General features: G+C 68.3%; 21 protein-coding genes and 1 other RNA gene. 14 read left to right on the top strand and 8 right to left on the bottom strand.

The window, feature by feature from the left end; genetic code table 11:
* Window positions 1-33: 33 nt before the first annotated feature.
* Complete coding sequence (locus tag ABZ808_RS27595; protein ID WP_357011928.1) at window positions 34-1,266, top strand: MFS transporter; 1,233 nt, start codon at window positions 34-36, stop codon at window positions 1,264-1,266.
* A 27-nt stretch (window positions 1,267-1,293) separates the two neighbouring features.
* On the opposite strand, the gene ABZ808_RS27600 is transcribed toward ABZ808_RS27595, so the two are convergent.
* Window positions 1,294-2,055, bottom strand: a complete 762-nt coding sequence (locus ABZ808_RS27600; protein WP_357011930.1) for a sulfite exporter TauE/SafE family protein — start codon at window positions 2,053-2,055, stop codon at window positions 1,294-1,296.
* 130 nt (window positions 2,056-2,185) lie between these two features.
* On the opposite strand from ABZ808_RS27600, the gene rnpB reads away from it, so the two are divergent.
* The 3 genes from rnpB (at window position 2,186) to ABZ808_RS27615 (ending at window position 6,339) form a co-directional block, all read left to right on the top strand.
* An RNA gene (gene rnpB, locus ABZ808_RS27605) (RNase P RNA component class A) lies at window positions 2,186-2,602 on the top strand.
* Between the two features lie 374 nt (window positions 2,603-2,976).
* Window positions 2,977-3,828, top strand: a complete 852-nt coding sequence (locus tag ABZ808_RS27610; protein ID WP_357011932.1) for a hypothetical protein — start codon at window positions 2,977-2,979, stop codon at window positions 3,826-3,828.
* A 675-nt stretch (window positions 3,829-4,503) separates the two neighbouring features.
* The gene (locus ABZ808_RS27615; protein WP_357011934.1) at window positions 4,504-6,339 is read left to right on the top strand and encodes a hypothetical protein; all 1,836 of its coding nucleotides are present in this window, start codon (window positions 4,504-4,506) and stop codon (window positions 6,337-6,339) included.
* Window positions 6,340-6,661: 322 nt separating this feature from the next.
* On the opposite strand, the gene ABZ808_RS27620 is transcribed toward ABZ808_RS27615, so the two are convergent.
* On the bottom strand, window positions 6,662-7,333 hold the full coding sequence (locus tag ABZ808_RS27620; RefSeq protein ID WP_357011936.1) for a hypothetical protein: 672 nt from the start codon (window positions 7,331-7,333) through the stop codon (window positions 6,662-6,664).
* A gap of 1,221 nt (window positions 7,334-8,554) precedes the next feature.
* Here ABZ808_RS27620 and ABZ808_RS27625 point away from each other — a divergent pair.
* On the top strand, window positions 8,555-8,887 hold the full coding sequence (locus tag ABZ808_RS27625; RefSeq protein WP_357011938.1) for a hypothetical protein: 333 nt from the start codon (window positions 8,555-8,557) through the stop codon (window positions 8,885-8,887).
* 139 nt (window positions 8,888-9,026) lie between these two features.
* Here ABZ808_RS27625 and ABZ808_RS27630 read toward each other — a convergent pair whose 3' ends face one another.
* Together ABZ808_RS27630 and ABZ808_RS27635 are read right to left on the bottom strand one after the other, a co-directional pair.
* Complete coding sequence (locus tag ABZ808_RS27630) at window positions 9,027-9,218, bottom strand: DUF397 domain-containing protein (protein WP_357011941.1); 192 nt, start codon at window positions 9,216-9,218, stop codon at window positions 9,027-9,029.
* Window positions 9,205-10,011, bottom strand: a complete 807-nt coding sequence (locus ABZ808_RS27635) for a helix-turn-helix transcriptional regulator (protein WP_306273730.1) — start codon at window positions 10,009-10,011, stop codon at window positions 9,205-9,207. Before ABZ808_RS27635 ends, ABZ808_RS27630 begins: the two co-directional genes overlap by 14 nt.
* 310 nt (window positions 10,012-10,321) lie before the next feature.
* Between ABZ808_RS27635 and ABZ808_RS27640 the strand changes: the two genes are divergently transcribed.
* Window positions 10,322-10,597: a hypothetical protein gene (locus tag ABZ808_RS27640; protein WP_357012025.1), complete on the top strand. Its 276-nt coding sequence runs from the start codon at window positions 10,322-10,324 to the stop codon at window positions 10,595-10,597.
* A gap of 257 nt (window positions 10,598-10,854) precedes the next feature.
* On the opposite strand, the gene ABZ808_RS27645 is transcribed toward ABZ808_RS27640, so the two are convergent.
* A complete protein-coding gene (locus ABZ808_RS27645; RefSeq protein WP_357011943.1) occupies window positions 10,855-11,775 on the bottom strand; it encodes an expansin EXLX1 family cellulose-binding protein in 921 nt (306 codons plus the stop codon).
* A gap of 183 nt (window positions 11,776-11,958) precedes the next feature.
* Here ABZ808_RS27645 and ABZ808_RS27650 point away from each other — a divergent pair, with 183 nt between their 5' ends.
* From ABZ808_RS27650 to ABZ808_RS27665, 4 genes are all read left to right on the top strand, one after another.
* A complete protein-coding gene (locus ABZ808_RS27650) occupies window positions 11,959-12,363 on the top strand; it encodes a DUF3592 domain-containing protein (protein WP_357012028.1) in 405 nt (134 codons plus the stop codon).
* 182 nt (window positions 12,364-12,545) lie between these two features.
* Window positions 12,546-13,076 (top strand): hypothetical protein, encoded by a 531-nt coding sequence (locus ABZ808_RS27655; RefSeq protein ID WP_357011946.1) that lies wholly within the window; start codon window positions 12,546-12,548, stop codon window positions 13,074-13,076.
* Between the two features lie 233 nt (window positions 13,077-13,309).
* A complete protein-coding gene (locus ABZ808_RS27660) occupies window positions 13,310-14,536 on the top strand; it encodes an epoxide hydrolase family protein (RefSeq protein WP_357011948.1) in 1,227 nt (408 codons plus the stop codon).
* The gene (locus ABZ808_RS27665) at window positions 14,537-15,478 is read left to right on the top strand and encodes a redoxin family protein (RefSeq protein ID WP_357011950.1); all 942 of its coding nucleotides are present in this window, start codon (window positions 14,537-14,539) and stop codon (window positions 15,476-15,478) included.
* Window positions 15,479-15,512: 34 nt separating this feature from the next.
* Here the strand turns inward: ABZ808_RS27665 and ABZ808_RS27670 are convergent, their stop codons facing one another.
* Both ABZ808_RS27670 and ABZ808_RS27675 read right to left on the bottom strand, forming a co-directional pair.
* Window positions 15,513-16,010 carry an NUDIX domain-containing protein gene (locus tag ABZ808_RS27670; protein WP_357011952.1) on the bottom strand — a complete coding sequence of 166 codons (498 nt, stop codon included), beginning with the start codon at window positions 16,008-16,010 and terminating at the stop codon, window positions 15,513-15,515.
* A 58-nt stretch (window positions 16,011-16,068) separates the two neighbouring features.
* A complete protein-coding gene (locus ABZ808_RS27675; RefSeq protein WP_357011954.1) occupies window positions 16,069-17,271 on the bottom strand; it encodes a M48 family metallopeptidase in 1,203 nt (400 codons plus the stop codon).
* A gap of 269 nt (window positions 17,272-17,540) precedes the next feature.
* Here ABZ808_RS27675 and ABZ808_RS27680 point away from each other — a divergent pair, with 269 nt between their 5' ends.
* From ABZ808_RS27680 to npdG, 4 genes are all read left to right on the top strand, one after another.
* On the top strand, window positions 17,541-17,744 hold the full coding sequence (locus ABZ808_RS27680; protein WP_357011956.1) for a hypothetical protein: 204 nt from the start codon (window positions 17,541-17,543) through the stop codon (window positions 17,742-17,744).
* Between the two features lie 82 nt (window positions 17,745-17,826).
* Complete coding sequence (locus ABZ808_RS27685; protein ID WP_357011959.1) at window positions 17,827-18,729, top strand: histone; 903 nt, start codon at window positions 17,827-17,829, stop codon at window positions 18,727-18,729.
* A 222-nt stretch (window positions 18,730-18,951) separates the two neighbouring features.
* Window positions 18,952-20,382: an RNB domain-containing ribonuclease gene (locus tag ABZ808_RS27690; RefSeq protein WP_357011962.1), complete on the top strand. Its 1,431-nt coding sequence runs from the start codon at window positions 18,952-18,954 to the stop codon at window positions 20,380-20,382.
* A 575-nt stretch (window positions 20,383-20,957) separates the two neighbouring features.
* The gene (npdG, locus tag ABZ808_RS27695) at window positions 20,958-21,656 is read left to right on the top strand and encodes an NADPH-dependent F420 reductase (RefSeq protein ID WP_357011964.1); all 699 of its coding nucleotides are present in this window, start codon (window positions 20,958-20,960) and stop codon (window positions 21,654-21,656) included.
* A 552-nt stretch (window positions 21,657-22,208) separates the two neighbouring features.
* Here the strand turns inward: npdG and ABZ808_RS27700 are convergent.
* Window positions 22,209-23,459 (bottom strand): DUF222 domain-containing protein, encoded by a 1,251-nt coding sequence (locus tag ABZ808_RS27700; protein WP_357011967.1) that lies wholly within the window; start codon window positions 23,457-23,459, stop codon window positions 22,209-22,211.
* Window positions 23,460-23,882 lie beyond the last annotated feature (423 nt).

The raw sequence follows: 23,882 nt of genomic DNA on the forward strand, positions 1-23,882 counted from the left end.
TGCCTGTATCATACAGCTATCTTGGGAGTCCGAGTGGATCGGCGTTCCGAACCGAACCGCAGTGCCATCTACGCCACCACACTGGTGGCCTTCCTCGCCATCGCCGGCATCGCCGTCGTCGACCCGATCCTGCCGGCCATCGGCGACGCGATCGGAGTCACTGCCTGGCAGGTCGAGCTGCTGTTCACCGCGTACATCGCGGTGATGGCACTCGGCATGATCCCGGCGACGCTCGCCAGCGGCCGGTTCGGCTTCAAACCGGTGCTGATCACCGGCGTCTCCGTGGTCGGCGTGGCCGCGATCCTCGCCTCGCTCAGCGACAACATCGTGCAGCTCTCCGTGCTGCGCGGCGTCTGGGGGCTGGGCAACGCGATGTTCTTCGCCACCGCCATGGTGGTGCTGGTCAACCTGGCCGTCGACCGGGAATGGGCGGTAGGCCTCTTCGAGACCGCCCTCGGTCTGGGCTTCGCCGTCGGCCCGCTGATCGGCGGCCTGCTCGGCGAGGTCAGCTGGCGGCTGCCGTTCTTCGTCTGCGGCGTGTTCATGGTCCTCGCCCTCGGTGTGGCCGCCCGCAAGCTGCGCGAGCCGACCAACCGGCAGCCCTCGGTACGCCTCGGCCAGATCTTCGCCACCTACCGCCGCCCGGCGTTCATCGTGCTCTGCGTGGTGACCGGCACGTACAACTTCGTGTTCTTCGTGGTGCTCGGCTACACGCCGCTCTTCCTGGGCCTGGACGTCATCCCGCTGGGGTTGGCGTTCACCGGCTGGGGGCTCGGCCTGGCCGCCGGCATCCTGGTGATCGGCCACCGGCTGGCCCACCGGATCGGCGCGGTGCAGACCGTCGGCGTGGCCATCGCCGGGCTGCTGGTCTGCATGGTCCTCTTCGCCACCTCGACCAGCACCGCCGAAACGCTCGTGGTGCTGGTGCTCGCCGGGCTCTGCATGGGGCTCGCCAACGCCAACCTCACCGACCTGGCGCTCGGCCTCGGTTCCAGCGACCGCCGGGTGGCCACCGGCGCGTTCAACCTCGTCCGCTGGGGTGCCGCCGCGCCCGCGCCGATCATCTCCGGCAAACTCGCCGAGCAGTCGCTGTCGCTGCCGTACTGGGTCGGCTTCGGAGTGCTCACCGTCGGTGTGCTGGTCTACCTGGCCTTCGCGCACGTGATGGCCGCCGGCTACGGCGAGCGGGTGCTCTGGTCCCGGTGGAACCGCGCCGCCGCCGACAGCGAGCACGCCGCAGAGGAGCCGGTCGGCGAGGCGTACTGACGACCGTCGGGGCTCCGGCCCCGCCGATCAGTTCAGGGCGCGCCAGAGCAGGTAGAGGCCGATCGTCGTGCCGAACACCACGATCAGCGTCTTGAGCACCACCGGCGGCAGCCGGCGGACCAGCCGGGCACCCGCGTACCCACCGATCAGCGTGGCCGGCGCGACCACCGCGACGGCCGCCCAGTTCACCGGGCCGAACAGGGCGAACACCACAAGCGTCGTGAGCCCCACCACCGCGGAGAGCAGATTCTTGATCGCGGTCACCCGGGCCAGGGTCGCGTCCAACACCAGGGCCAACCCGGCGACCAGCATCACCCCCAGGGCCGCGCCGAAGTAGCCGCCGTACACGGCGCCGAGCGCGACCATCGTCTGCACCGCGACCGTCCGGCGACGCGGCGACAGGTCGCGGGGGTGACCGACCAGCCGGCGCAGCGGGTCCTGGAAGGCCAGGACCGCTGTCGCGCCGAGCACCAGGAAGGGTACGACCACCTCGAACGCGCGGGCCGGCGTGGCCAGCAGCAGCAGCGCCCCGAGGATCGTGCCGACCAAGGTGGTGGGCACGAGAGTGGCAAGCGCCCGCGGGCGCGGCAGATCAGCCCGGCTGCCCGCCACGCTGGCCACGTACCCGGGGAACACGGCGACAGAGTTGCTGACGTTCGCCGGCACCGGCGGCAACCCGACCGCGATCAACGCCGGAAAGGTGATCAGGGAACCACCACCGGCCACCGCGTTGACCGTGCCAGCGGCGAGACCGGCGGCGAGCAGCAGCGCGGCGTGGGGGAGATCCATAGCCCTCAGAGGTTAGCCCTTGCCTCCTGGAACGAATTCGCCGGACCACCGCCCCTGAGCTGCGCGATCTTGCCCGGGCAGGGCGGCAATACCGTCGGCCCGTACGTCGTTAGGATGAGAGCGCGACGGACGAGTCGACCGGGCGGTCGCGTCGGCGGGCTCCGGCCCGCCGCCGAGGAACGTCCGGACTCCACAGGGCAGGGTGGTTGTTAACGGCAACCCGGGGCGACCCGCGGGACAGTGCCACAGAAAACAGACCGCCGACCCCCTCGGGGGACGGTAAGGGTGAAACGGTGGGGTAAGAGCCCACCAGCACCCCGGGTGACCGGGGTGGCTCGGTAAACCCCACCCGGAGCAAGGCCAAGCAAGGGCCGTCACCGCAAGATGACGACCCGGCGCAGACGCTTGAGGGCTGCCCGCCCGATGTCTGCGGGTAGGCCGCTGGAGCCTGCCGGCAACGGCAGGCCGAGATGGATGGCCGCCGCCGGCGCAAACCCTCCGGGGTACGCGCCGAGCACAGAATCCGGCGTACAGGTCGACTCGTCCGTCGCCCGCGTGGTCGCAGCCTTGATCAAGGATGCGACCACGTTTCCGGCCGCCTATGAGCGTCAGTGGTCTTCATCGGTCGCCGTTTGACGCCCTGCAGACGCCCTGACGCCCTGGCAGCGCCCTGATCTTGATCGTTCAGGGAGTTGCCGTTGGATGATCCGATCCGGATGGACTTGCGCATTGTTGGGGCCACTCCAAGCCCTGCAATCGACGTTAAGCCGACAATAAGGTTCCCTAACGCGCTTGAATCAGTTAGGGTCGGACGCTCTTGTGCACCTTACAAATCCTAACCGAGCTTGCGGGGGGCGTGTGACCACTCCAGTAGCCTGGGATCCGAATGACTGGGAACGATGGTGCATCCAGCTCCTCCGTGTGGCTTACGGTGCCGATCAGTTGCAGGAAATGCCTGCACGACACGGCGGAGATTTGGGTATCGAGGCATTCACCTTCAGTGGGCATGCATTCCAATGCTATGCGGCCGAAGAGCCTGCCAGCGTGGCTGACCGCTACGAGAATCAGCGCGATAAGCTCACCCGCGATATGAGAAAGCTCATTACCAAGAAGAAGGAATTCGAGAAGCTTCTAGGTAACGTGAAGCTCAATTGCTATTTCTTCCTTGTGCCATATTTCGATTCTAAAGAACTCGTCCTTCATGCTCAGCAGAAGGCCACAGAGTACCTGGGTACGAATCTTTCGTTCCTTGACGGCGATTTCAGGGTCCGGGTGGTAACTGACGCTGCGTTTAAAGAAGCCAGGTCTGCCCTGCTGAGCCGGCCGAAAGAGCTTATCTCCGTGCCTCCTGTGACCGAAGATGGCTTGAGGGACTGGCTGGACGAAAACACTGAGATGCGCCAAACGGTTGAGCGAAAGCTCTCTCCACTCTTTCCGGTTGCCAGCCAGCGGGAACGCTATGTGGGTGAGGTAATTTCGCACTACCTGGATTCTGAGAACTATCTGCAGAAGCTTCGAGAGCGGTACCCGGATCAGTGGGAAGACGCCTCACGCACTAAGAGCCGCACTGAGCGGCGGCTCAACATGGAGTACCTGTCTTCTGGCGAACCTCACACTGGGCGCCTCATTGTTCAGATTGTGCGCGATCTAGAGACGAAACTTTCCCAGGGTGTCCCAATTCTTGATGGGGACGCAGCGACAGCTCTGGCGTGGGGGGCAATCGGGGATTGGTTGATCCGATGCCCGCTCGATTTTGACGGCGCGGGAGTGTAGCCGTGGGTATTCTCGAAGAGGCATTCGCGAGTGCCGACGGGGTAGTTCGTTTCACTCCTCGGCCCGACCCAATTCCTGGGGACCTACGGCTCAGCTGGCGGTTGTCGGCACTGGTCTTGGTCCTAGACAGGTCACGTGGGAAAACGGCCAGCCTGGAACAGATACATTTCCTCACTTCGGCCATCAGGTCCGAAGAGATGGCGCGTATGGCAATCCGTTGGTTCAATGGCTCGAAAGCGCCAGATGACCCGGTTGTCCGTTACGACCCCGCGATGTCCCGAACAATTGGCTTAGCTATCGCTTGCGGCCTTACTGTCTGGAAGGGGCCATCGGTGTCGTTAACAGGCGATGGACTTGAGCTCGCGACTGCGATTAAGCATAACGAGTTGGTTATGCAACGTGAAAAGTCCTTCTTGTTGGAGCTGCCGAGGGCAATCTCACAGAAGTCCGTACGCGAAATGCTGGAGGTGTAGGTTGCTTCAAGTTAACGCCCTTCAGCTTCGAGCGGAGACGTCTGGGCCTGTCTTCGGCGCCGACATTACTTTTCAACAGGGCCTCAATGTCGTAAGGGCGGACAACTCAAGCGGGAAATCGACTTGTCTCCAGGCGCTCTTATACACTCTTGGTCTTGAGGGCATGTTGAGTCCACGCCGAGAGGTTCCGCTACCTCACGCTATGACGGACTCGATCGAGTTGTCAGGGCGGCGCCTGGATGTTAGGCGTTCGCTCGTCCGCCTAGAGATCCAGAATGGGCGAGGCGACGCTGCCACCGTTGAGCGCGCGGTAAAGGGACGCGACTCAGGCAACGGCCTTGTGAAGGTACTAATGGGCAGGGGCCTGACGGGTGACGGGATCGGGCAACGGCGCGACTACTTCGTCAGACGCAGAGGTGCGGCGCAGAACGAGGCCGGATTTCATCGGTGGCTCGCGGATTTCATAGGCTGGAAGCTACCACGCGTCACCCGCACGGACGGTAGCGAAGGTCTTCTCTACTTAGAGTGTTTGTTCCCCTACTTTTTTGTAGAGCAGAAGCATGGCTGGCTCGGGTTGCAGGCACGAATCCCTACCTACTTCGGAATTCGAGATGTTGTTCGGCGCTCCGCCGAATTTGTCCTAGACCTAGACGCCTACGGCCTAGTTCTTCAGCGCCAGCGCCTTGAATCGGAGGCAACAAACATTGAGTCAGAGTGGCGGCGCCACGTAGAACGTGTCAATACCACTGCTGCCGCAGCCTCGGTGGTGTCAAGGGGGCTCACCTCCCGCCCGCCAACTGATCCTGATTCGGTTACCTTTGATCTACTTATGCCTTCGGGGAGTGAGTGGGTAGATTTGGATGAGGCGATCCGGCGTCTTAGGCTGCAGTTTGCAGAGGCGTCAGCGTTGCCGCTTCGTACGGTAGTAGAAGACCAAGAGGGTCTAGATAGAAACCTTGCGTCGGCTCAGACGGAGTTGACCGTAATAACTGTTGCTCTCTCCGAATCTCTTAAAGAGTACGAGGATTCGCAGGTCAGGGCCAGTAGCTTGAATACCCGGCTGTCGGCGCTCAAGGAAGATTTGCAGCGTCATAAGGATGCGGCGGTATTGCGTGACCTTGGATCGCGTAATGTGCAGGTGTTCGATTCGGAACCCCACTGTCCCACGTGTCACCAATTCCTGCCTGACGGATTTGATGTCACCGAGAATCCGATGTCGGAAGAGCAGAATATCACCTTCATTGAGCAAGAGGTGCGCAGTTTTAGAGCGATGCAGCAGGATGCGGATCGGCTCACCGACGCGCTGCGTGTGCGGGTGCAGACTTTGCGTCAATCGGCTGCTCTGGCGAGGGCTCAGATTCGCGACATTAAAGACAGCCTCGTGGCGCCATCGTCCACTCCTTCCCCTGCTGAAATTGCTGCCAGGATTCGGCTTGAAGCGCAACTTCAGGCACTCGAAAAGCTTCGAAATGAAGCGGAGGGCGTCGAGGATGTATTGCGGGGGATCGCGACGCAGTGGGCAACGAATCGCCGTCTGTTGAGCGAAATCGGTAGGGATCGTCTAAGCCCAACCGATAAGGCTAAGATTGGTGAACTGGGATCCAGTTTCCAACGTCAACTCGACCTTTACGGATTCCGGTCGCTAAGTTCGGCTGATATCCGGATCTCGGAGGAGACGTACCGGCCGACGCATGATGGATTCGATCTAGGCTTCGATCTCTCAGCAAGCGACATGATCCGTTCCATCTGGGCGTATCTACTATCGCTGGCCATGTTGGGTCGCTCGTATGAGACTAACCATCTTGGGTTCTTAGCGCTTGACGAGCCGCGCCAGCAAGAGGTCGAATATCCCGACTTTGTGTCGTTTATTCGCCGTCTAGCTGAGGTTTCGGGAGTTGGTCTGCAAGTCTTAGTCGCAACCAGCGAAGAAGAGTCCCGAGTGCGGGACATGCTGGCAGGCCGCAGGCACACCCTAATTAGTGTTCCACCCCGCCAGAAGTTGTTGCGGCCTGTAGACGAGGAATATGCGGAGTGGTAACCAGTTGCTGGAGTTCGGCATCGCCGTAGAGTGCTTCGGCTTTCCGCCGCCATCCCGATGCTCCTATGGATGTCAAACCCGCGACCCCTTTACCTCAGTCAACCAACACGATTCGCTGACTTGGAGTGGCAGGCGCTCTTAGCCGTGGTGACCATCGATGAACGTCCGTGATTGGGCCCTACCGATCACGCCCGCGTCTCCAACTAGCCACCCGTGCTGCCGACTGGTCGAAGCTTCACCCGTCCACCAGGTCCACGCACGGCAGTGCCCCTGTTCGACAATCGTCACCCGGTTGGCGTGCTCGCTACTCAAGAAATTCTTGCTAGGTAGCCAGGGCCAAGTAGGTCGTAAAAGACACCAAGGTAAGCAGGCCGAGAATGATAACGGCAACGAATACATAGAAGCCGCCGCCCCCATCAGGCCGCGTCCTGTGGTTCCGATAGGCGTCGGAATACTGGGGCGAGCTTTCGACGTCTGTCGATCGGGGGTTAGGCTTGAGTACAGTCCGCTCAGGCAATGTCTGATCGGCACGCCTCCAGGTCTTACCATTGCAATCAACGAAGGTGGCCGTCACACCGAACCCTTTGAGTTCGTCAACCCCAACCGGTCGGGAGACTTCAACTACGCCGGAACAACTTTCCTTTACGACTGCGAATGTTTGAGAGAGGCGGATTGAAAAGACGTCTTGATAGGTAATTCTGACTCGAACACTGAAGATGGGAGCGTCACTGTAGTTGATTACCTCCCACTTCACTTTTTCGATCATTCGCGGCTCATCTGAGCCGCCTGTTCCCGCAGCGTAGTCAACGATCCGTGGAACAACGAGCCGAGCCTGGGCTGCCTCTGCGTCTTGCTGCTCACGGCGACGCGCTCTTACCTCATGGCGAAACAGAAGGCCGGTGAAGAACACTGCGGCAGTGGACATCACGACGCCCGCGATGCTTCCCCATGCTTGCATCCAGTCAGTGATTTTGGGAGCCTCGGCAACGAGCACGCCATAGCTTAAGCAGGCATGCCGCCCACAGTCATCTCCTGATCCATCACTGTCTGCCGCCGACCCACACCTCGGTGGAGCGGGCCAGGGCCGGGGCGACAACGTGGAGCGCCCTACCGGACGTACGACCTTGGCGCCTTGGCCCTGGTCTGCTCGGCTTGCCTGGGTCGGTGGCGGGCGGGATGGCAGCTTCCCAACCACCCACCCACTGGAACCGTTCGGCAACTCCATTCTGGAGTCGTCTGGCCCCCGCCGGAGGCAGCTCTAACCCCGCCCGGTCCCCTCACCTCTCACCCTTCCCACTCCCTCCCCTCCTGCGGCCCCCAGCGGCACGCGTCAGCCCGTTCGGCAAGTCCAGCCCTGCCCTCCGTGGTGGGCTCCGGGCCATCGTGCGTCTCTGGATCGGGGAAAACGGGTGAAGGTGCCCGCCTGGCCCACGGTCACCCCTAGGGCTCGGCAGTGGAGTCGAATCGACAGTGGTGAGGGCGTCTCGCTTGCGATTGCTGATGCGGTGACTGATCAAGCGCTCGGTTCGGTCGTGCTTATGCTTCGGCCGCAGCCGGAGGCGTGGGTGGAGCCGGACAACGAGGCGTCCCGGCGGGTTCTCACCGCGGCTGCCTTCGAGCGGGAAGGTGTGCTGCGCAGCTTCCTGTCTTTCCGGGCCGTCGCGCTGACGCGCTGGTCTTCTCCAGGATCCGCGGCCTTCGTCCTCGGCAGGCCTGACCGTGGCCTGGCCCGGGCTCAGGCGACGTTGGCTTGGCCGTCGATGGCGGTGAGGCGGTTCTTGAGCCGGTAGCTGGGCCCGTTGATCGCGACGACGTCGCAGTGGCCAGATGGCGTGTCCCTTCAGCAGGTATCCGGTCCAGTAGATCGTGAACAGGATCAGGAAGCATGTGAAGAACACTCCCGAGACGATGCTCGCGATTACGAGTGCTTCTCTGCCGTCGGCCAGCCCGTGTGCCGCGAAGCTAACGAGGCCCAGGACGAAGAAGATGACCATGTAGATGGGCAATGTTTAGCTGTCGGCTGGGTGTGGCACGCGCGGCAGCCAGGGGGCGCGTGGATCGTTGCTGATCACGCTGCGAGTATCGGGGTGGTGAAAGCCAGCGGATCACTCCTGCGGCCATACGCAGGCCGCAGAGCCACTTCGCCGCGAGTCCCACACAGCGTGGAGCTGGTCCCTGGTCGGCTCGGCTCTGCCTGGGAAGGCACCATGCTCGGATGAGCAATGCCTACGAGTCGGGCCGCTCCGCTGCCGTCAGCAACCTGGATCAGGTCGTGTCCCGCGCCGATGTGGCGCGAGTCGTCAATGAGATGGCCGACGACCTTCGGCGTCACCCGAACGACTGGGAGAACCTGACTCTGGAGCGCTTCCTCGACGCATTGTCGGCCTCGCTGGAGGCGCTGCCCGGCCTATACGTGAACCGGGGTGACAGTCTTCCCGACCAACCCAACTGGAAGATCTCGCCGAGCTGCTGGTCAGGGCGAGTGGCTATGAGTAAAGGAAGGACACCACTGACGTTGCTGGACGACGCTCCGAGCCCTTCGCAGTGACCTCACGAGGGCGAACGCCGGCAGAGGGAGCGTGCGTAGAACGGTCGGTGCTCACCGCCTCCTGCCGAAGACGACCACGTTGTTGCTACGAACCGAGGCTTCCCGACCCGCCCGGGTCAGGCATGCTCTGTTGGCTCGGTTACTGCTGGGCGGCGACGTGAGCGACGAAGGCCCGCCAGGCCGCCGGGCCGAAGGTTAGGGCCGGGCCGGCAGGGTCCTTGCTGTCGCGGACGCCGACGACTCCGGGCAGGTTGTCGGCGACCTCGACGCAGTTGCCTCCCGACGAACCGCTGCGCTGGGCCTTGCGCCACGTGGCGTTAGTGAGGTCCATGATGGCTGAGTACCTCCTTCATCAGTTCGTTGGACTGTCGGCGCGGAAGGGCTTCGTTCCGGACGTTCTCCCACCTCGCCTGAAGAGTATGTAGCCCATCTTCGCTGTCGACCACGATCCCGCCCAGCTGATTTTCGAGGTGCCCGACCCACGCCCCGTCGCTCGCCCGCGCCAGCGCGAACGGCCCGGACAACCCGATGTGGAGGCCGGCGCCAGCCGGGATCACATGCACGTGGACGTGGGGCAGTTCGGCGACGGCGATGAGGTGGGCGACCTGCTCGGCCATGATGCCGGCGTGTTCCTCGCCTGCGCGGCGGAGTGTGGACTCATCCAGCACGGCCACCACCTGTGGCGGCGAGTCGCCAGTCAGGATCTTGTGCCGACTCATGCGGGCGCTCACCTGCTGGTCCACCTCCGTGGCCGACATGAGGTCGTTCAAGCGCATCACGACGTGCGCGTAGTTCTCGGTTTGAAGAAGGCCCGGGATCAGTAGTGGCTCGAAGAGGCGAAGCTGTCGCGCGCCGCGTTCGGCGTCCAGCCACGGCAGGAACCACGACGGTGCGCCGAGCTTCCCGACCAGGCGTCCGAACAGACCGCCGTTGCCGAAGGCGCGGTCCGCTCCGCGGATCAGGTCCATCGTGAGCGCTCGGGTGCCGCTCTCGACTGCGCTGACATGGGAAGCGCTGAACCCTGCTGCCCGGCCGAACGCCTCTTGCGTCATCCCGGCCGCTCCGCGAGCGCGGCGGATCTCGCTGACGATGAAGTCCGCGAGAGGACTCGGCACATCGCCCATTCAACGCCTCCCAAATCAGAGATCGACTACCCGAGGCGCCACACGCCGGGCACCTGTTCTGCCAGCTCAGCCCGGACGCCGTGAGCACCTTCCGAGCGTAGTGGCCTCCACAGCAGAGTGTCACCAGGCGGCAGTCGGTGGGGACCATGACATCGGCGGCGGCGTCTGTAGCGAAGCCGCACTGCACTCGCGGTTGCGGCTCTTTCCCAACGGCAACCAGGGGGAGCACTGTGCCCGGCGACGAGCATGAGAGCAGAAGACCACCGCCCGCGAACGACGAGTCCGGGAGCCCCGAGCAGTGATCGGGACGATGAAGGCCGGCGACGTGGTCTACCTGACCACCGCCGCGAGCGTGCAGTTCCTGCGCCCGATCTTCGTACGCGTCATCCGTGAGCTGCCCGAGCGGCACACGTACGACGGATGGGTGTGGGTTGAGGGCTACGAGCTGGACGCGGCAGGCGACGCGGTGGCGCGGCGGGAGTTGTTCGTGATGCGCGCGGGCGTGCGGTTGCTGGCGCTGCCCGCCGTACCGTCGGGGCCTGTGAAGCGCCGGCCCGCCCGCCGGGGTCCGGTGCGGGTCGGATGACCGCCCGCCCTCGCCCGCACCTGCCGATGCGCCCGGCGTGGTTGTGCCGCAACTGCGCCGCGCCCTGGCCGTGTGGCCCGGCTCAGCTTGACCTCATGACCGAGTTCTACGGCCACTCGATCGCGCTGGCGTTCTATCTGGCCGCGTCGATGCGCGAGGCGATCGATGACGTACACGGCCTGGGTCTGCGTCCGGACCTGCCCGCCATGCACGCCAGGTTCCTCGGGTGGTTGTCTCTGGCCCGACGGCCTCGCCGGTCAGCAGCGGGGGGCGTTGAGCGGAGCGGCGCCGGCGAGCGCTTCGACGGTCGCCGTTGATGCGATCGATTCGGACGGGGTCGGCGAGGGCGCGATGCTGGGGGACGGCGGAGCCGAGGGTGAGCTGCTGGGCATGGGGGAGGCGAGTACGGCCGTGCTGCGTTGGACCTGCTTCGTGACCATCCGGATGGTGGTGGCGGTCGCCTGGCGTCCGTACACGTCGGTGACCCTGATGCTGTAGGGCCCGGGGCCGAGCCCGCCCTCGACGGTCCAGTAGTTGTCGGTCTGGCGGGCCGCCTTGCGGAAGCCGCCGCTGGGCCCCTTGGCCTCGACCGAGCGGAGCGGGTTGCCGTGGTTGCCGACCTGCACCGCGAACCACCACTGGGAGGCGCCGTCCTTCATCCGGAAGGTGAGCCCTCCGTCGAGCGGCGGGTTCACCACCGCCTGGTACGTCACCTGCGCGATGCCCTGCGCCCGGTCGGCTATCTTCGCGAACGCCTCGTCGGAGAGGTCGATCTTGCCGGACCCGCACCCGCCGCACTGGTCCATGACCATGACCCGGACGGTGCCCTTCGGGCCGGTCACGTCCAGGTAGCTGCCGCAGGCCGCGGCCCCGGAGTATGCCGACGAGCCGAGGGCCACGTAGAGCCGGTCCGCGGGTGGGCCCGGGAAGGAGCAGTTGCCGCCCGAGCGGCCGGCGTCGTAGAAGCTGGCCTTTGCCTTGTGGACGGTGTTTCCGGTCGGTGGCGCGGCGCAGGCCGGGGTGGCGCCGCCACGTACGGCGAGGGTGATGCCGAGTATGGCGGCCAAGGCGGTGATTCCGGCGCAGGCCAACCAGTGTCTGAGCCGCCGAGGCGACTGGCGTGTGCCGTTGGTGCCGGCCGGGGTGTCGTTGTTGGGGTCCGAGTCTGGCGCCGTCACGGTGCCTGATGCTGCCGCAGCGTCCTGCGGTAACGCAAAATCGTCGAGCGGACCGTCACGTGCCGCACCGGCACATTCCCGGGCATCGCAGCCCGGTGAGGGCTCCACGGTCCAGTCCTGTTGCTGATCCGCTCTAGAGTCCCGGCTGTGCACCGTCAACGGCCGAGCCGAACCTTCCTGCGGGTGTTCTCGGTGTGTGGGCTGCTCTTTGCGGTTGCCCTGACAGCCGGGGGCGGCTGGTCCGTCGCGGACGACCATCGGGGATCAGAGGCGGTGGCCGAGGTGCGGGACGTCGAGCATCGCGGAGTGAAAACGTTGCTGACAGTCCAGTTCACCACCGAACGCGGAGAGGCGTGTGAATCGACTCTGCGATCCGCGAGGGACCGGTCTGTGGCTGTCGGTCAGCGCATCCCCGTCCGATACGCAAAGAGCGACCCCTGCCTGAGAGTGCGCGAGCCGGACGATCAGTCCGGTTGGGTGATCCTCCTTATCGCGACGGTGCTCCTGATGGCCTTTGCCGTCCTGAGCTACGTCGCCTGGCGTCGGCCGCGACCCCCACTGCCACTCCGCTACGCGGGCATGCCCTGAGGAGCATGTGCCCCGAGCCGAGGGCCACGTAGAGCCGGCTTGGTCCACTCGGCTTCGAAGAAGCGGTTGCTCAGCGCAGCTACCCTCCGGCCATGCGGCGTGTGCGGAGGTCACGAGCCCGCCGTCCGCGGCTGAGGCATCTGCCCGCGGCGATCCGGGAGGCCGACTGGCTGGACCGTCTCGTGTCCGGCGGCCTGGTTGCGTGCGCCCTTGCGATCGCGTTGGCCTGGTGGCAGCTTGTGCTGCCGGGCGGTTGGGACGGCGTCCGGGCCACCGTTTGGGGTGTGCCCGGATCGGCCGCTGTGGTCTGCGAGGAGGATACGGCCCCAAGGGATCCCCGGTTCTGGACCCTCGGGTGGAGCTGCACCGGCCCGTTCACCTCGAATGCGGGTGATCTGCGCATCGACTCGGTCCGGTTGTTCATGCATGGCGACGAGCCGCCCGGGCCTACCGTGGCCGGTCGGATCAGCGGCCCGGGAGCGACGTGGATGTGGCCTGACGGCGAGACCGAGTGGGTGTTCGCGGTGGCGCTGGCGGTCGTTGTGCCGGTTCTCCCCGGCTATCTCCTGTTCGTGGCGGTCACTGTGCTGGAGCCCTCGAACGGCTGGCCTCGACCGCGCCGGAAACCGCGCGCCGGTCCTGCTCAGATGGGCAATCGTGCGCGGCGTCGTCGTAAACGTCGACCACGGCGTACGGCCGATCCGATGGCGTGACGACGGTCTGGCCGGCCGTCGGACGCTGGCCCCGGACGGGCCTTGCTGGTATGCCCGCGATGACGGGGCGGGCCGTTCTACGCTTCGAGATGTGGCGGCGGGCGTGCCCTGGTTCGACGGGCACCGGAGCCCGGCAGTGGCCTGAGGAACGGGTTCGCGGCGGCCTCTATCCCGCCCTCCCCGGCACAGCAGACGGCACCCTCCAGTGAACTCGAACGGGAGAGGAAGCACGCATGGCTGTCAAGACCAAGACGCGTCCAGGAACCACGGAGATCCGGCCGTTCACGGTCGAAATCCCCCAGGCGGACCTTGACGACCTGCGGAGGCGCATCGCCGCCACGCGCTGGCCGGAAAAGGAGACGGTCGACGACCAGTCGCAGGGCGTGCCGCTCGCGACGATCCAGGCCGTCGCGCGCTACTGGGAGAAGGAGTACGACTGGCGCAAGGTCGAGGCGCGGCTGAACTCCGTACCGCAGTTCATGACGACCATCGACGGTCTGGACATCCACTTCATCCACGTGCGCTCGAAGCATGAGGACGCGCTGCCGCTCATCGTCACCCACGGGTGGCCCGGGTCGGTGATCGAGCAGATGAAGATCATCGAGCCGCTGACCGACCCCACCGCCCACGGCGGGAGCGCGTCGGACGCCTTCCACCTGGTGATCCCGTCGCTGCCCGGGCACGGCTTCTCGGGCAAGCCCAGCGCACCGGGCTGGAGCCCGGAGAAGACGGCGACCGCCTGGATCGAGCTGATAAAGCGCCTCGGCTACTCGCGGTTCGTCGCGCAGGGCGGCGACTGGGGTGCGGTCATCGTGGACCAGATGGGCATACAGGCGCCTCCGGAACTGCTGGGCATCCACACCAACATGCCGGGTGCGGTCCCACCCGAGATCGACCTGTTGTTCCAGGGCGACACCACCGGCGCGAACAACGCCATGGGCTCGCTGCCGTCCGGCCTGTCCGACGACGAGATGCGTGCTGCCGAGGAGGTCAACTACGTCTGGAAGCACGTCGCGTACGCCCTCATGATGGCGACGCGTCCGCAGACCCTCACCGCGCTGGCGGATTCGCCGGTCGGCCTGGCGTCCTTCCTGCTCGACCACGACGCGAAGAGTCTCGCCCTGATCGCGCAGGTCTTCGACGGGGCCAAAGCCGGCCTCACCCGCGACGACATCCTGGACAACATCTCGCTCTACTGGCTGACGAACACTGCGGTGTCCGCGTCCCGGCTGTACGCGGAGAACAAGCTCTCGTTCTTCGCCGCCAAGGGCGTCAACGTCCCGGTCGCCGTGAGCGTCTTTCCAGACGAGCTGTACGAGGCGCCGCAGAGCTGGGCCGAGCAGGCGTACTCGAACCTCATCTACTACAACAAGCTCGACGTGGGTGGGCACTTCGCGGCCTGGGAACAGCCGAAGATCTTCTCCGAAGAGCTTCGCACCGCCTTCCGGTCGCTGCGCTAGATGGCCGTGCACCTGCCCCCGCTGGGCGGGGCGGTCGAGTGGCTCAACTCCGAGCCACTCGACCCCGCCGGGCTGCGCGGGCGCGTCGTCCTGGTGAACTTCTGGACCCTGACGTGCATCAACTGGCTGCGCCAGGAGCCGTACGTCCGTGCCTGGTCCCGGGCGTACCGCGACGACGGGTTGGTCGTCGTCGGGGTGCACACGCCGGAGTTCACGTTCGAGCACCTCGGCGACTGGGTGCGGCCGGCGGTCGCGGCGCGGGGGATCGACTATCCGGTCGCGGTCGACAACGACTACGCGGTCTGGAGCGCCTTCGACAACCACTACTGGCCGGCGCTCTACTTCGTCGACCGCGACGGCGTCATCCGCGACCAGCACTTCGGTGAGGGGCGCTACGAGCAGTCCGAGCGTGTCATCCAGCAACTGCTCGGCATCGAGCGCGAGCCCGTACCCGTCGAGGGCCTCGGCGTGGAGGCGGAGGCCGACTGGGACCAGCTGCGCACGCCGGAGACGTACCTCGGCTTCGGACGCGGCGAACACTTCGCGTCGCCGAACGGCGCGGCGCTCGACGAGCGCCGCGCCTACGACCTGCCGGACAGCCTGCGCCTGAACCACTGGGCGCTGGCGGGGGAGTGGACGATCGCCCCCGAGAAGGCCGTGCTCGGCGAGGCCGGTGGGAGCATCGCGGTCCGGTTCCACGCCCGCGACGCGCACGTCGTGCTGGCGCCGGGCGCCCAGGAGTCGATCCCCTTCCGCGTGCTCCTGGACGGCGAGCCTCCCGGCCCGGCACACGGTGTCGACGTCGACGAGGACGGCAACGGTGTGCTCCGCGACGGCCGGCTCTACCAGCTCGTACGTCAGCACGACGCGGTCCGCGAACGGACCCTGGAGATCACGTTCGGCGCGCCCGGCGCCGAGGCCTACGCCTTCACCTTCGGATAGCGCACGGACGCCGCGCCGTCGTGGTCCGGGTAGCTCAGTCGGGCACGTCGTCCCACGTCGTGCCCGCCTGTAGGTACCCGGCCGACTGGTTCTCGCGCAGCGCGTAGGCGATGACCAGCAGGGCGTGCTTGTCCAGCGCGGGCAGCCGATCCAACGGGAACCACCGCACGGCCAGCGACTCGTCGTCGTTGACCCGGGCGGTGCCGGCGGCCACGCGGCACAGGAAGCCCAGGTTTAGGTATTCGCACTGATCCCCGTTGGGGTAGGCGTGCGGGTGCGAGACGGCGCTGGACAGCCGCACCGGCGTCACGTCCAGACCGGTCTCCTCCCGCACCTCGCGGACCACCGCGGTGGCCGGCTGCTCACCCGGCTCGACGAACCCGCTGATCACCGACCAGCGGCCGTCATCGGCGCGTTGGCCGAGCAGCAGCTCACCGGCGTCGTTGCGGATGACGGCGCTGACGCTCGGCAGCCAGAGCAGGTCGTGACCGACGTGCTTGCGCAGCCCCACGATGTAGTCGGGTGTTCCCATCCGGGGATCATAGGCACGACCCCACCCGCCAGCGTCGTCCCGTCACGCCACGTCGGCGTCAGGCCGACCAGCTGACGGTACGGCGGAAGCGCTCGTACTCCTTGGCGAGCTCGGCGTCGATCCGCTCCATTCGGGCCTCGGTGAGCACCACCGCCGGGTCCTGCAACGGTCGGTCGGTGAGCATCCGGCGGCGCAGTCCGCTCGGTGGGTGGGCGGCGAACAACGACGCCTCGTCGCGGACCGACAGTTGACGCAGCAGCGGCAGCCGATCCGCGTTCGCGGCGCGGGCCTGGGCCAGGGCCGAACGCCACCGGTCCGGGCCGTGTCCCGCCCGGGTCTCCCGGCGCACCGCCAGCGCCATCGACTCGGCGGCGAGCAGGGCATCGAGCAGCTCGGTCGCGGCAGTCGATCCGGCCACCCGCGCGGCCAACTCGTCAGCGAGGTACTCGGCGCGCTGGCTGTCCCGCAGCGCCACAGTCACCAACAGCAGGTGGGCGGCGAACAACACCCGGGACACCACCCACTGGAACGCCCGACCCAGCGCGTCGCCCACCATCTCCACGATCCCGCCGCCTCTGACGGTCTGCACCGGCCGGAACAGGTCGGCGGCCGAGCCGAGCATGGTGAACGCGGGCTGGGTGAGCAGGCCCCGGCGCGGGTCACCGTTGACGAAGTGCCCGAGCTCGTGGCCGAGCAACGCCACCCGCTCGCCGGCGGTGAGGGAGCCCCACAACGGCAGCCCGAGGCACAGCACCTTGCGGCGCCGCAGACCGACCGCACCCGCGTACGCGTTGATGTCGCCGTCGACGCCGACCACGTCCGGCACCGGGGCTCCGATCGCCGTGGACACCTCGTCGATCAGCGCGAACAGTTCCGGCGCGCGGTCCCGGGAGAGGACCTCCAACTCCGGGTCGAGCCGCCCGAACCGGGGCCGCAGCGCGACCGCCAGGCCGATCATCGCGACACCCAGGAGGATCGCCAGGTTGGGAAACGGGAACGCCACGAGCAGCCAGACGCCGGTGACCGCGAGCGCGGCGACTGCCGCGACCAGCACCAGCGACGCCACCGCGGTCAGCGCCCGGGCGTGACCCGAGCCGCTGGTGCCCAGCGGTCGCCCGACCAGCCGGGCGAACTGCCGTCCGGTCGCCCGGTACGCCATCCGATAGGTCCACCGGTCGACCCAGGTCCAGCCGAACTCGCGTTCGCGCCGCACCGGGTCGTACGTGTCCAGATTCCACTCGCAGCGGGGGCACCAGGGCACCGCGTCTCGTACGGACGCCGTCGTTGCCCCACACCCCGGGCACGCCCCCGTGCCGGTCCCCGTGTTGATCACGGCGACCGATGCTGCCCCGCCGCCGCTTGGGGCGGAACCGGCCATTCGGCCGATGGCGTGTGGCGGGCGAAGTGTCCCGACTTGGGGTTCTTTCGCTGTTCCGGCCCGGGAGGCCCTGACGAGCTCTACTGTGGAGAGGGTCGGCGACTTGCGCGATCCGGTGGCGGCCGGTCGGTTCGCGGTGCACAGTGATTCCCATGAGCGACAACGGACGTGGTGGGCAGTTCTACTGGTGCACCCGGCACCACCGGGTCGAGACGGACGCCGACGTGTGCCCGGCGAAGCACGTCCTCGGCCCGTACGACTCGGCGGCCGACGCGGAGAACGCGCTGCAGCGAGTGCAGGAGCGGAACGAGGCGTGGGACGCCGAGGACGCCCGTTGGGCCGGGGAGGACAGGTAGACGGCGCGGGACGGCCCGCGTCGCGGTATTTCGTGCTCCGCGAGGACGCACGCGAGAGCACGTCCCCAAGGAGGGAACCACGATGGCCGAAGCTCAGCAGGCCACCACCCGCCCGGCCGCCCGACGCACCACCGCGAAGAAGACCGCTGCGGCGGAGCGGAACACGGCAGCGAGCCGGACCACTCCCGTCCGTAAGTCCACCACGGCGAAGGCGCCGGCCAGGAAAGCCGCCGGCGGCGCGGGGCGTGCCCCGGCCAAGAAGACCACCACGGCGGCCAAGAAGGCCCCGGCGAAGAAGGCCGCGACCAAGACCACCGCGACGAAGACCACGGCGGCGAAGACCACCGCCGCGGCCAGGAAGGCCCCGGCGAAGACCACGGCCTCCACCCGCAAGACGGCCACCGCCGCCAAGCGGACCCCGGCGTCCGCGACGCGCAAGACCACCGCCGCCGCGACGAAGACGACCGGTGCGGCGCGCAAGACCACCGCCGCTGCGGCGAAGACAGCGGGTGCGGCGCGCAAGACCACCGCCGCTGCGGCGAAGACGACGGGTGCGGCGCGCAAGACCACCAGCCCCGCGAAGAAGGCCACGACGTCGGCGGCGAAGAAGACCACCGCCGCGGCGAAGGCGCCGGCACGCAAGGTCGCGACCAAGGCGTCCGCCGTGAAGAAGACAGCCGCCAAGAAGGCCCCGGCCAAGAAGACGGCCGCCAAGAAGGCCCCGGCGAAGAAGGCCGCGTCCACGCGCCCGAGCGGCGGCACCCGCAAGGCCGCCGCCAAGACGGCGCCGGCCGCGAAGGCCACCGGCACCTCGTCGGCCACCGCCCGCAAGGCGGCGGCGAAGAAGGCGCCCGCGAAGAAGACAACCGCGGCCAAGGCGCCGGCCCGCAAGGTGACCGCCCGCAAGTCGCCGCCCCGCCCGGTCGCCGCACGAGCCACCGCCCCCCGGGGTACGCGCAGCACCGCGCGAAAGGCCACCGGCTGAGCTGGGCGCCCCGCTGGCCCGGCCTTGGCTGACCGGGGATTGGCTGCCGAGTCGCGTCAGCTTGCGGGTTCGTCAGCTCGCAGGTTCGTCGGTTCGCGGGGTCGTTGGCGGATCCGACAGCCCCTCGTGTGGCCCTCTCTGGCGCGCTCGCGTCGCAGGCCGGCCGGAGATCTCGGCCGGTCACCGGAAGCGGATCACCGATGGCGCTGTCAGGATTGACCCGTGGTCATCCGACGCGTACTCGCGCCCCGCATCGACTTCGGCGCGCTGCGCCGCGAGCTCGGCCTGCCCGAGGGCTTTCCGGCAGCCGCCCAACGCGAGGCTGACGAGGCGGCCGCCGCGCCGCCCCGGCCGGCCGTCGACCGCACCGACGTACCGTTCGTCACGGTCGACCCGGCCACCTCGCGGGACCTGGACCAGGCGATGCACCTCGCCCGCCGTCCGGGCGGCGGCTACCGCGTGCGGTACGCGATCGCGGACGTCGCCGCGCACGTCCGCCCGGGTGGTGCCCTGGAGGAAGAGACCTGGCGGCGGGGGCAGACCGTCTACCTGCCCGACGGCCATGTGCCGCTGCACCCGCTGACCCTCAGCGAGGGCGCGGCGAGTCTGCTGCCCGACGACGACCGGGCCGCCGTGGTCTGGACCATCGACCTGGACGCCGACGGCGGTACCGTGGCCGTCGAGCTGGAACGAGCCCTGGTACGCAGCCGGGCCAAACTCGACTACACCGGGGTGCAGGCGGCGGCCGACGCCGGTCGACTGCCCGACCCGATCGCGCTGCTGCCCGAGATCGGCGACCGGCTGACCGCCCGGGGCCTGCGTCGGGGTGCCATCAACCTGCCGCTGCCCGAACAGGACGTGGAGCCCGACGGCGAGGGCTGGCGGCTGGTGCTGCGCGGCCCGGCGCCGATGGAGGAGTACAACGCGCAGATCTCCCTGCTGACCGGGATGGCCGCCGCCGACATCATGCTGGCCGGCGGGGTCGGCCTGCTGCGCACCATGCCCGGCCCTCGGCCGGAGGCGGTGCAGCGGTTGCGGGCCGCCGCCGCGCCGCTGGGCGTGCACTGGCCCGACGGCGCGGCCCCGGGCGAGGTGATCGCCGTGCTGGACCCCGCGCAGCCCCGTGCCGCCGCGTTCATCGACCAGGCAGCCGAGCTGATGCGCGGTGCCGCGTACACCGCGTTCGACGGATCGCCGCCCGAGCAGCCGGAACACGGTGGCGTGGCCGCCGCGTACGCCCACGTCACGGCGCCGCTGCGGCGCCTGGCCGACCGGTACGCCACCGAGGTCTGCCTGGCCCTGCACGCGGGCCGGCCGGTGCCCGACTGGGCGCGCGCCGCGCTGCCCCGGCTGCCCGAGGTGATGGCCAGCACCGACCGAACCGCCTCGGCTGCCAGCCGCGGCGCCGTCGAGCTGGCCGAGGCCGTGCTGCTGGCGGACCGGGTGGGGGAGACCTTCGACGCGGCGGTACTCGACGTCGACGCCCCGCCCAACGGCAAATCCCGGCCCCGCCCACCGGGCGGATCCGTGGCCCTGGACGCCCCGCCGGTCCGCGCCCGCTGCCTCGGCGAACTGCCGCTCGGCGAACGGGTCCGAGTCCGCCTCGTCACCGCCGACCCGGCGGCCCGCACCGTTCTGTTCGAGCTGGCTTGAGCTGCTTGTTCGAGCTGGCCCGGGCCTTCTGGCGCACCTGGCCGAGCCCTCCGATCGTCCTGGCTGGGTCCTCTTCAAGCTGGCGTGACCTTCTGGTCGCACCCGGCTGAGTCTCTTGTTCGTGCCGGCTGAGCCTCTTGTTCGTGCCGGCTGAGCCTCTTGTTCGTGCCGGCTGAGCCTCCTGTTCATGCCGGCTGAGCCTCTTGTTCGCGCCGGTCGACTCTCTTGTTTGCGTCGGCTGGGTCTCTTGTTCGCGTCGGCTGGGTCTCTTGTTCGCGCCGGTCGAGCCTCGTGTGCGCGACGGCTGAGCCTCTGTTCGAGATGGCTGAGCGGCTGCTCAGTCCTGTTGCGCGGCTGCCGGCTGCGTATCGGCGTTGGTTCTGACCTGCTGCGTGGTCCGCAGCCGGGGGACTTCCCAGCGGTCCGGATGGAGAGCCGGATGCTGGCCCACTGGCCAGTGGGTAGTCGCATGGCGTCCTGCCGCAGGCCGGCGGGCGTGCCTGGCACGTGCGTAGCGGGGATTGTCACAGCGCCTAGCAGTGCTGACGCACCGGACGGTTTGCGAGGATGGGCACATGGCATACGACGCGAGCACGCTGCCCGACGTGTCCGGGCTGACGGTCGGCATCATCGGTGGCACCGGCGATCAGGGCCGCGGCCTTGCCTACCGGTTCGCCCGGGCCGGGCAGACGGTGTTGATCGGCTCCCGGTCGGCAGAGCGGGCCGCCGAGTCCGCCGCCGAGATCGCCGCGCTGCCGGGGATGCCGGCCGACGCCAACATCACCGGCGCGGCCAACGACGAGGTGGCTCGCCGCAGCGATGTGGTGATCATCGCGGTGCCGTGGGACGGGCACGCCGCGACCGTCGCGGCTCTCGCCGAGCCGCTCGCCGGCACGATCGTCGTCGACTGCGTCAACCCGCTCGGCTTCGACAAGCAGGGCCCGTACGCGCTCGCCGTCGCCGAGGGCAGCGCCGTCCAGCAGGCCGCCGCGCTGCTGCCCAACTCCCGCGTCTGCGCGGCGTTCAACCACGTCAGCGCCCCGCTGCTGGCCGATCCCGAGGTCGACCGGATCGACCTGGACGTGCTGATCTGCACCGAAGAGCGTGAGCTGGTCGACGTGGTCGGCGCGCTCGCCGCCCGGATCCCCGGCATGCGCGGCATCTACGCCGGCCGGCTGCGCAACGCCCACCAGATCGAGGCGTTCACCGCCAACCTGATCGCCATCAACAAGCGCTACAAGGCACACGCCGGCATCCGCGTCACCGACCTGTAAACGCCCGCTGGCCCGCAGCGGTCGGCATGAGCGACCGGCGCAGGCCGCCGGTCGGCCTCAAGCGCTCCGGCTGAACGTGTGAGAGGTGCGTGCCGCTGACGCCGGCGGTTGAGGGTTGTGGGCCGACTGCTGGCTCTGGCCGTTGCCGCTGAACGTTGGGGACGGCCGGCGTCGCTCAGGCCGGCGCGGGCAGGGCCGCCATGGCCGCCATGGCCGCCATGGCCGCCGCCGCGAGCGAACCGGGCAGCCCCACCGCTACTGCTCGCTGCTGCTGGCTGTCCGCTGCTGCTGGCTGTCCGCTGGCGCTGGCTGGTACCACTGGCGCCGCCCCTCCGGGTCCGTGGGTTGCTCGCCGGTCTGGGGTGGCTCGTAGGCTCCTGCCGTCTGCGGCCGTCTGCGGCCGTCGGTTGGCTCTGGGGTGGGCTCGCTGGTTCGCCTTGCAGACGGGCGCCGTCCGCTGGCCAGGGCTGGCCCGGGTGGGTGGTATCGGTGGTGGCCACCCACTGGGCCGGCGCGGCGGCCTGATGGGGTGAGGGTCGCTGCTGGTCATGTTCATGTCCGTCGGTGGTACTGGTTGCGGCGGGGAAGCTGGTCGGGGTCGAGCCAGGCCGGTGGGATGAATTCGGGATGGCCGTCGCCGGCCAACTGGACGGCCCAGTCGCCGTAGTGGATGTGACGGTGGTGGTGGGCGCAGAGCAGCACCGCGTTGCGCAGGCTGGTGTCGCCGCCGTTGGCCCAGTGGTGGATGTGGTGGGCGTCGCACCAGCGGGGTGGGCGGTCGCAGCCGGGGAAGGCGCAGCCACGGTCGCGCAGCACCAGGGCGCGTCGAAGAGGTCCGGTGATGAGGCGGCGTTGTCGGCCGACGTCGAGGACCTGGCCGGTGCTGCCGAGGACGGTGGGCAGGATGGCGGCGTCGCAGGCGACGCGGCGCACGGTTTCTGGGGTGAGTGTGAGGCCGGTGTCGAGGGTGCCGGCGTTGAGTTGCTGTGTGAGGCCGTCGAAGCTGGTGGTGACGACGAGTTGGGCGGGTTCGCCGCCGTGTTCGGGTAGCTGCCCGGTGCGCAGGGTGAGTCGGCACAGGTCGGCGAGGGCGTCGTGACGACGTTGCCCCGGGCTGCGTGTGTCGTCCGGGCCGGACGGCGCGGTCAATGGCTCGATGGCGGCGCGTAGGAGGCTGGCTGCTTCGGTGTCGAGGCTGCCGGCCAGCCGGAGTCGGCCGTCGGGTAGTTCGGACAGGGTGACGTGCCGGTCCCGGGCACAGCGTTGGGCCTCTGCTTCCAGTGCCGCGCGGGTGGCGGCCTCCGCGATCTCCGGGGCGACGTGATCGAGGATCCGGGTGCCCAGCCTGCGCAGCAGGGTCGGATCGAACTGCCCGGCCCACCCGATGAGCACGTCTACGGCCTTGTCGGCGGCCGGGGCGTCAGCGGCGGCGCGGACCGTGGCGACGGTGTCGCCGATGACGCGGGCCTGCTCCAGGGTGATGGCCCCGTCGGCGAGGGCCTGCCGGATCTCGGGGGCACCGCCATCAAGCGCAGCGGCGAGGTCGACCAGCCGGCGGGCGGCGGGGACGGTGAGCCGTAGCCGCTCGCGTAGCCACACGGGCGTGGAGGACGCGCCCTGGCTCTGGGCCGTGCCGCGGCCGTCCAGCTCGCGGACCAGGGCGAGCTTGACCGCTGCGAGCCGCTGTTCGAGCCGATGCGTGGCGTCGAGTGCCGCGATCAGGTCGGGCTCGGTGAGGGCCCAGGCGGCCGTGGCGACGCACGCCGCCACGGCTTGGTCTGCCTGCGTCAGCTCCTCAACCACCACCCGAGACTAGAACAGGTGTACGACACTTTCAGTCACCAAGATCGATATGATCCCGCCGCTCCCGGCCCGCAGCTGTCGCCGCCGCTCCAGAGGGGCCCGGCAGCCCACGGCCGCCAGCCACGGCAGGCAACCGCAGCCCACGGCCGACGGCCGCCAGCCCACGGCCAGCCCACGGCCGGCAGCCCACGACCCGCATGCGCAGCCGGCGGCCCGCAACCCCAGCCCGCGGCGCACGGCCTGCGGCGCACGGCCCGCGGCGCACGGCCCGCGGCGCACGGCCCGCGGCGCACGGCCCGCGGCGCACGGCGCACGGCCCGCGGCCCGCGGCCCGCGGCGCACGGCCCGCGGCCCGCGGCCCACGGCCCGCGGCGCACGGCCCGCGGCGCACGGCGCACGGCCCGCGGCCACGACCCACGGCTC

The sequence above is a fragment of the Micromonospora sp. NPDC047527 genome, assembly GCF_040643015.1.
GTDB lineage: Bacteria > Actinomycetota > Actinomycetes > Mycobacteriales > Micromonosporaceae > Micromonospora.

Coding starts and splice junctions, on each gene's coding strand:
- ABZ808_RS27670 (WP_357011952.1), bottom strand. CDS start 16,010: ATGGGAACACCCGACTACATCGTGGGGCTGCGCAAGCACGTCGGTCAC.
- ABZ808_RS27625 (WP_357011938.1), top strand. CDS start 8,555: ATGAGCAATGCCTACGAGTCGGGCCGCTCCGCTGCCGTCAGCAACCTG.
- ABZ808_RS27640 (WP_357012025.1), top strand. CDS start 10,322: ATGAAGGCCGGCGACGTGGTCTACCTGACCACCGCCGCGAGCGTGCAG.
- ABZ808_RS27680 (WP_357011956.1), top strand. CDS start 17,541: ATGAGCGACAACGGACGTGGTGGGCAGTTCTACTGGTGCACCCGGCAC.
- ABZ808_RS27615 (WP_357011934.1), top strand. CDS start 4,504: ATGACGGACTCGATCGAGTTGTCAGGGCGGCGCCTGGATGTTAGGCGT.
- ABZ808_RS27600 (WP_357011930.1), bottom strand. CDS start 2,055: ATGGATCTCCCCCACGCCGCGCTGCTGCTCGCCGCCGGTCTCGCCGCT.
- ABZ808_RS27665 (WP_357011950.1), top strand. CDS start 14,537: ATGGCCGTGCACCTGCCCCCGCTGGGCGGGGCGGTCGAGTGGCTCAAC.
- npdG (WP_357011964.1), top strand. CDS start 20,958: ATGGCATACGACGCGAGCACGCTGCCCGACGTGTCCGGGCTGACGGTC.
- ABZ808_RS27635 (WP_306273730.1), bottom strand. CDS start 10,011: ATGGGCGATGTGCCGAGTCCTCTCGCGGACTTCATCGTCAGCGAGATC.
- ABZ808_RS27630 (WP_357011941.1), bottom strand. CDS start 9,218: ATGGACCTCACTAACGCCACGTGGCGCAAGGCCCAGCGCAGCGGTTCG.
- ABZ808_RS27660 (WP_357011948.1), top strand. CDS start 13,310: ATGGCTGTCAAGACCAAGACGCGTCCAGGAACCACGGAGATCCGGCCG.
- ABZ808_RS27685 (WP_357011959.1), top strand. CDS start 17,827: ATGGCCGAAGCTCAGCAGGCCACCACCCGCCCGGCCGCCCGACGCACC.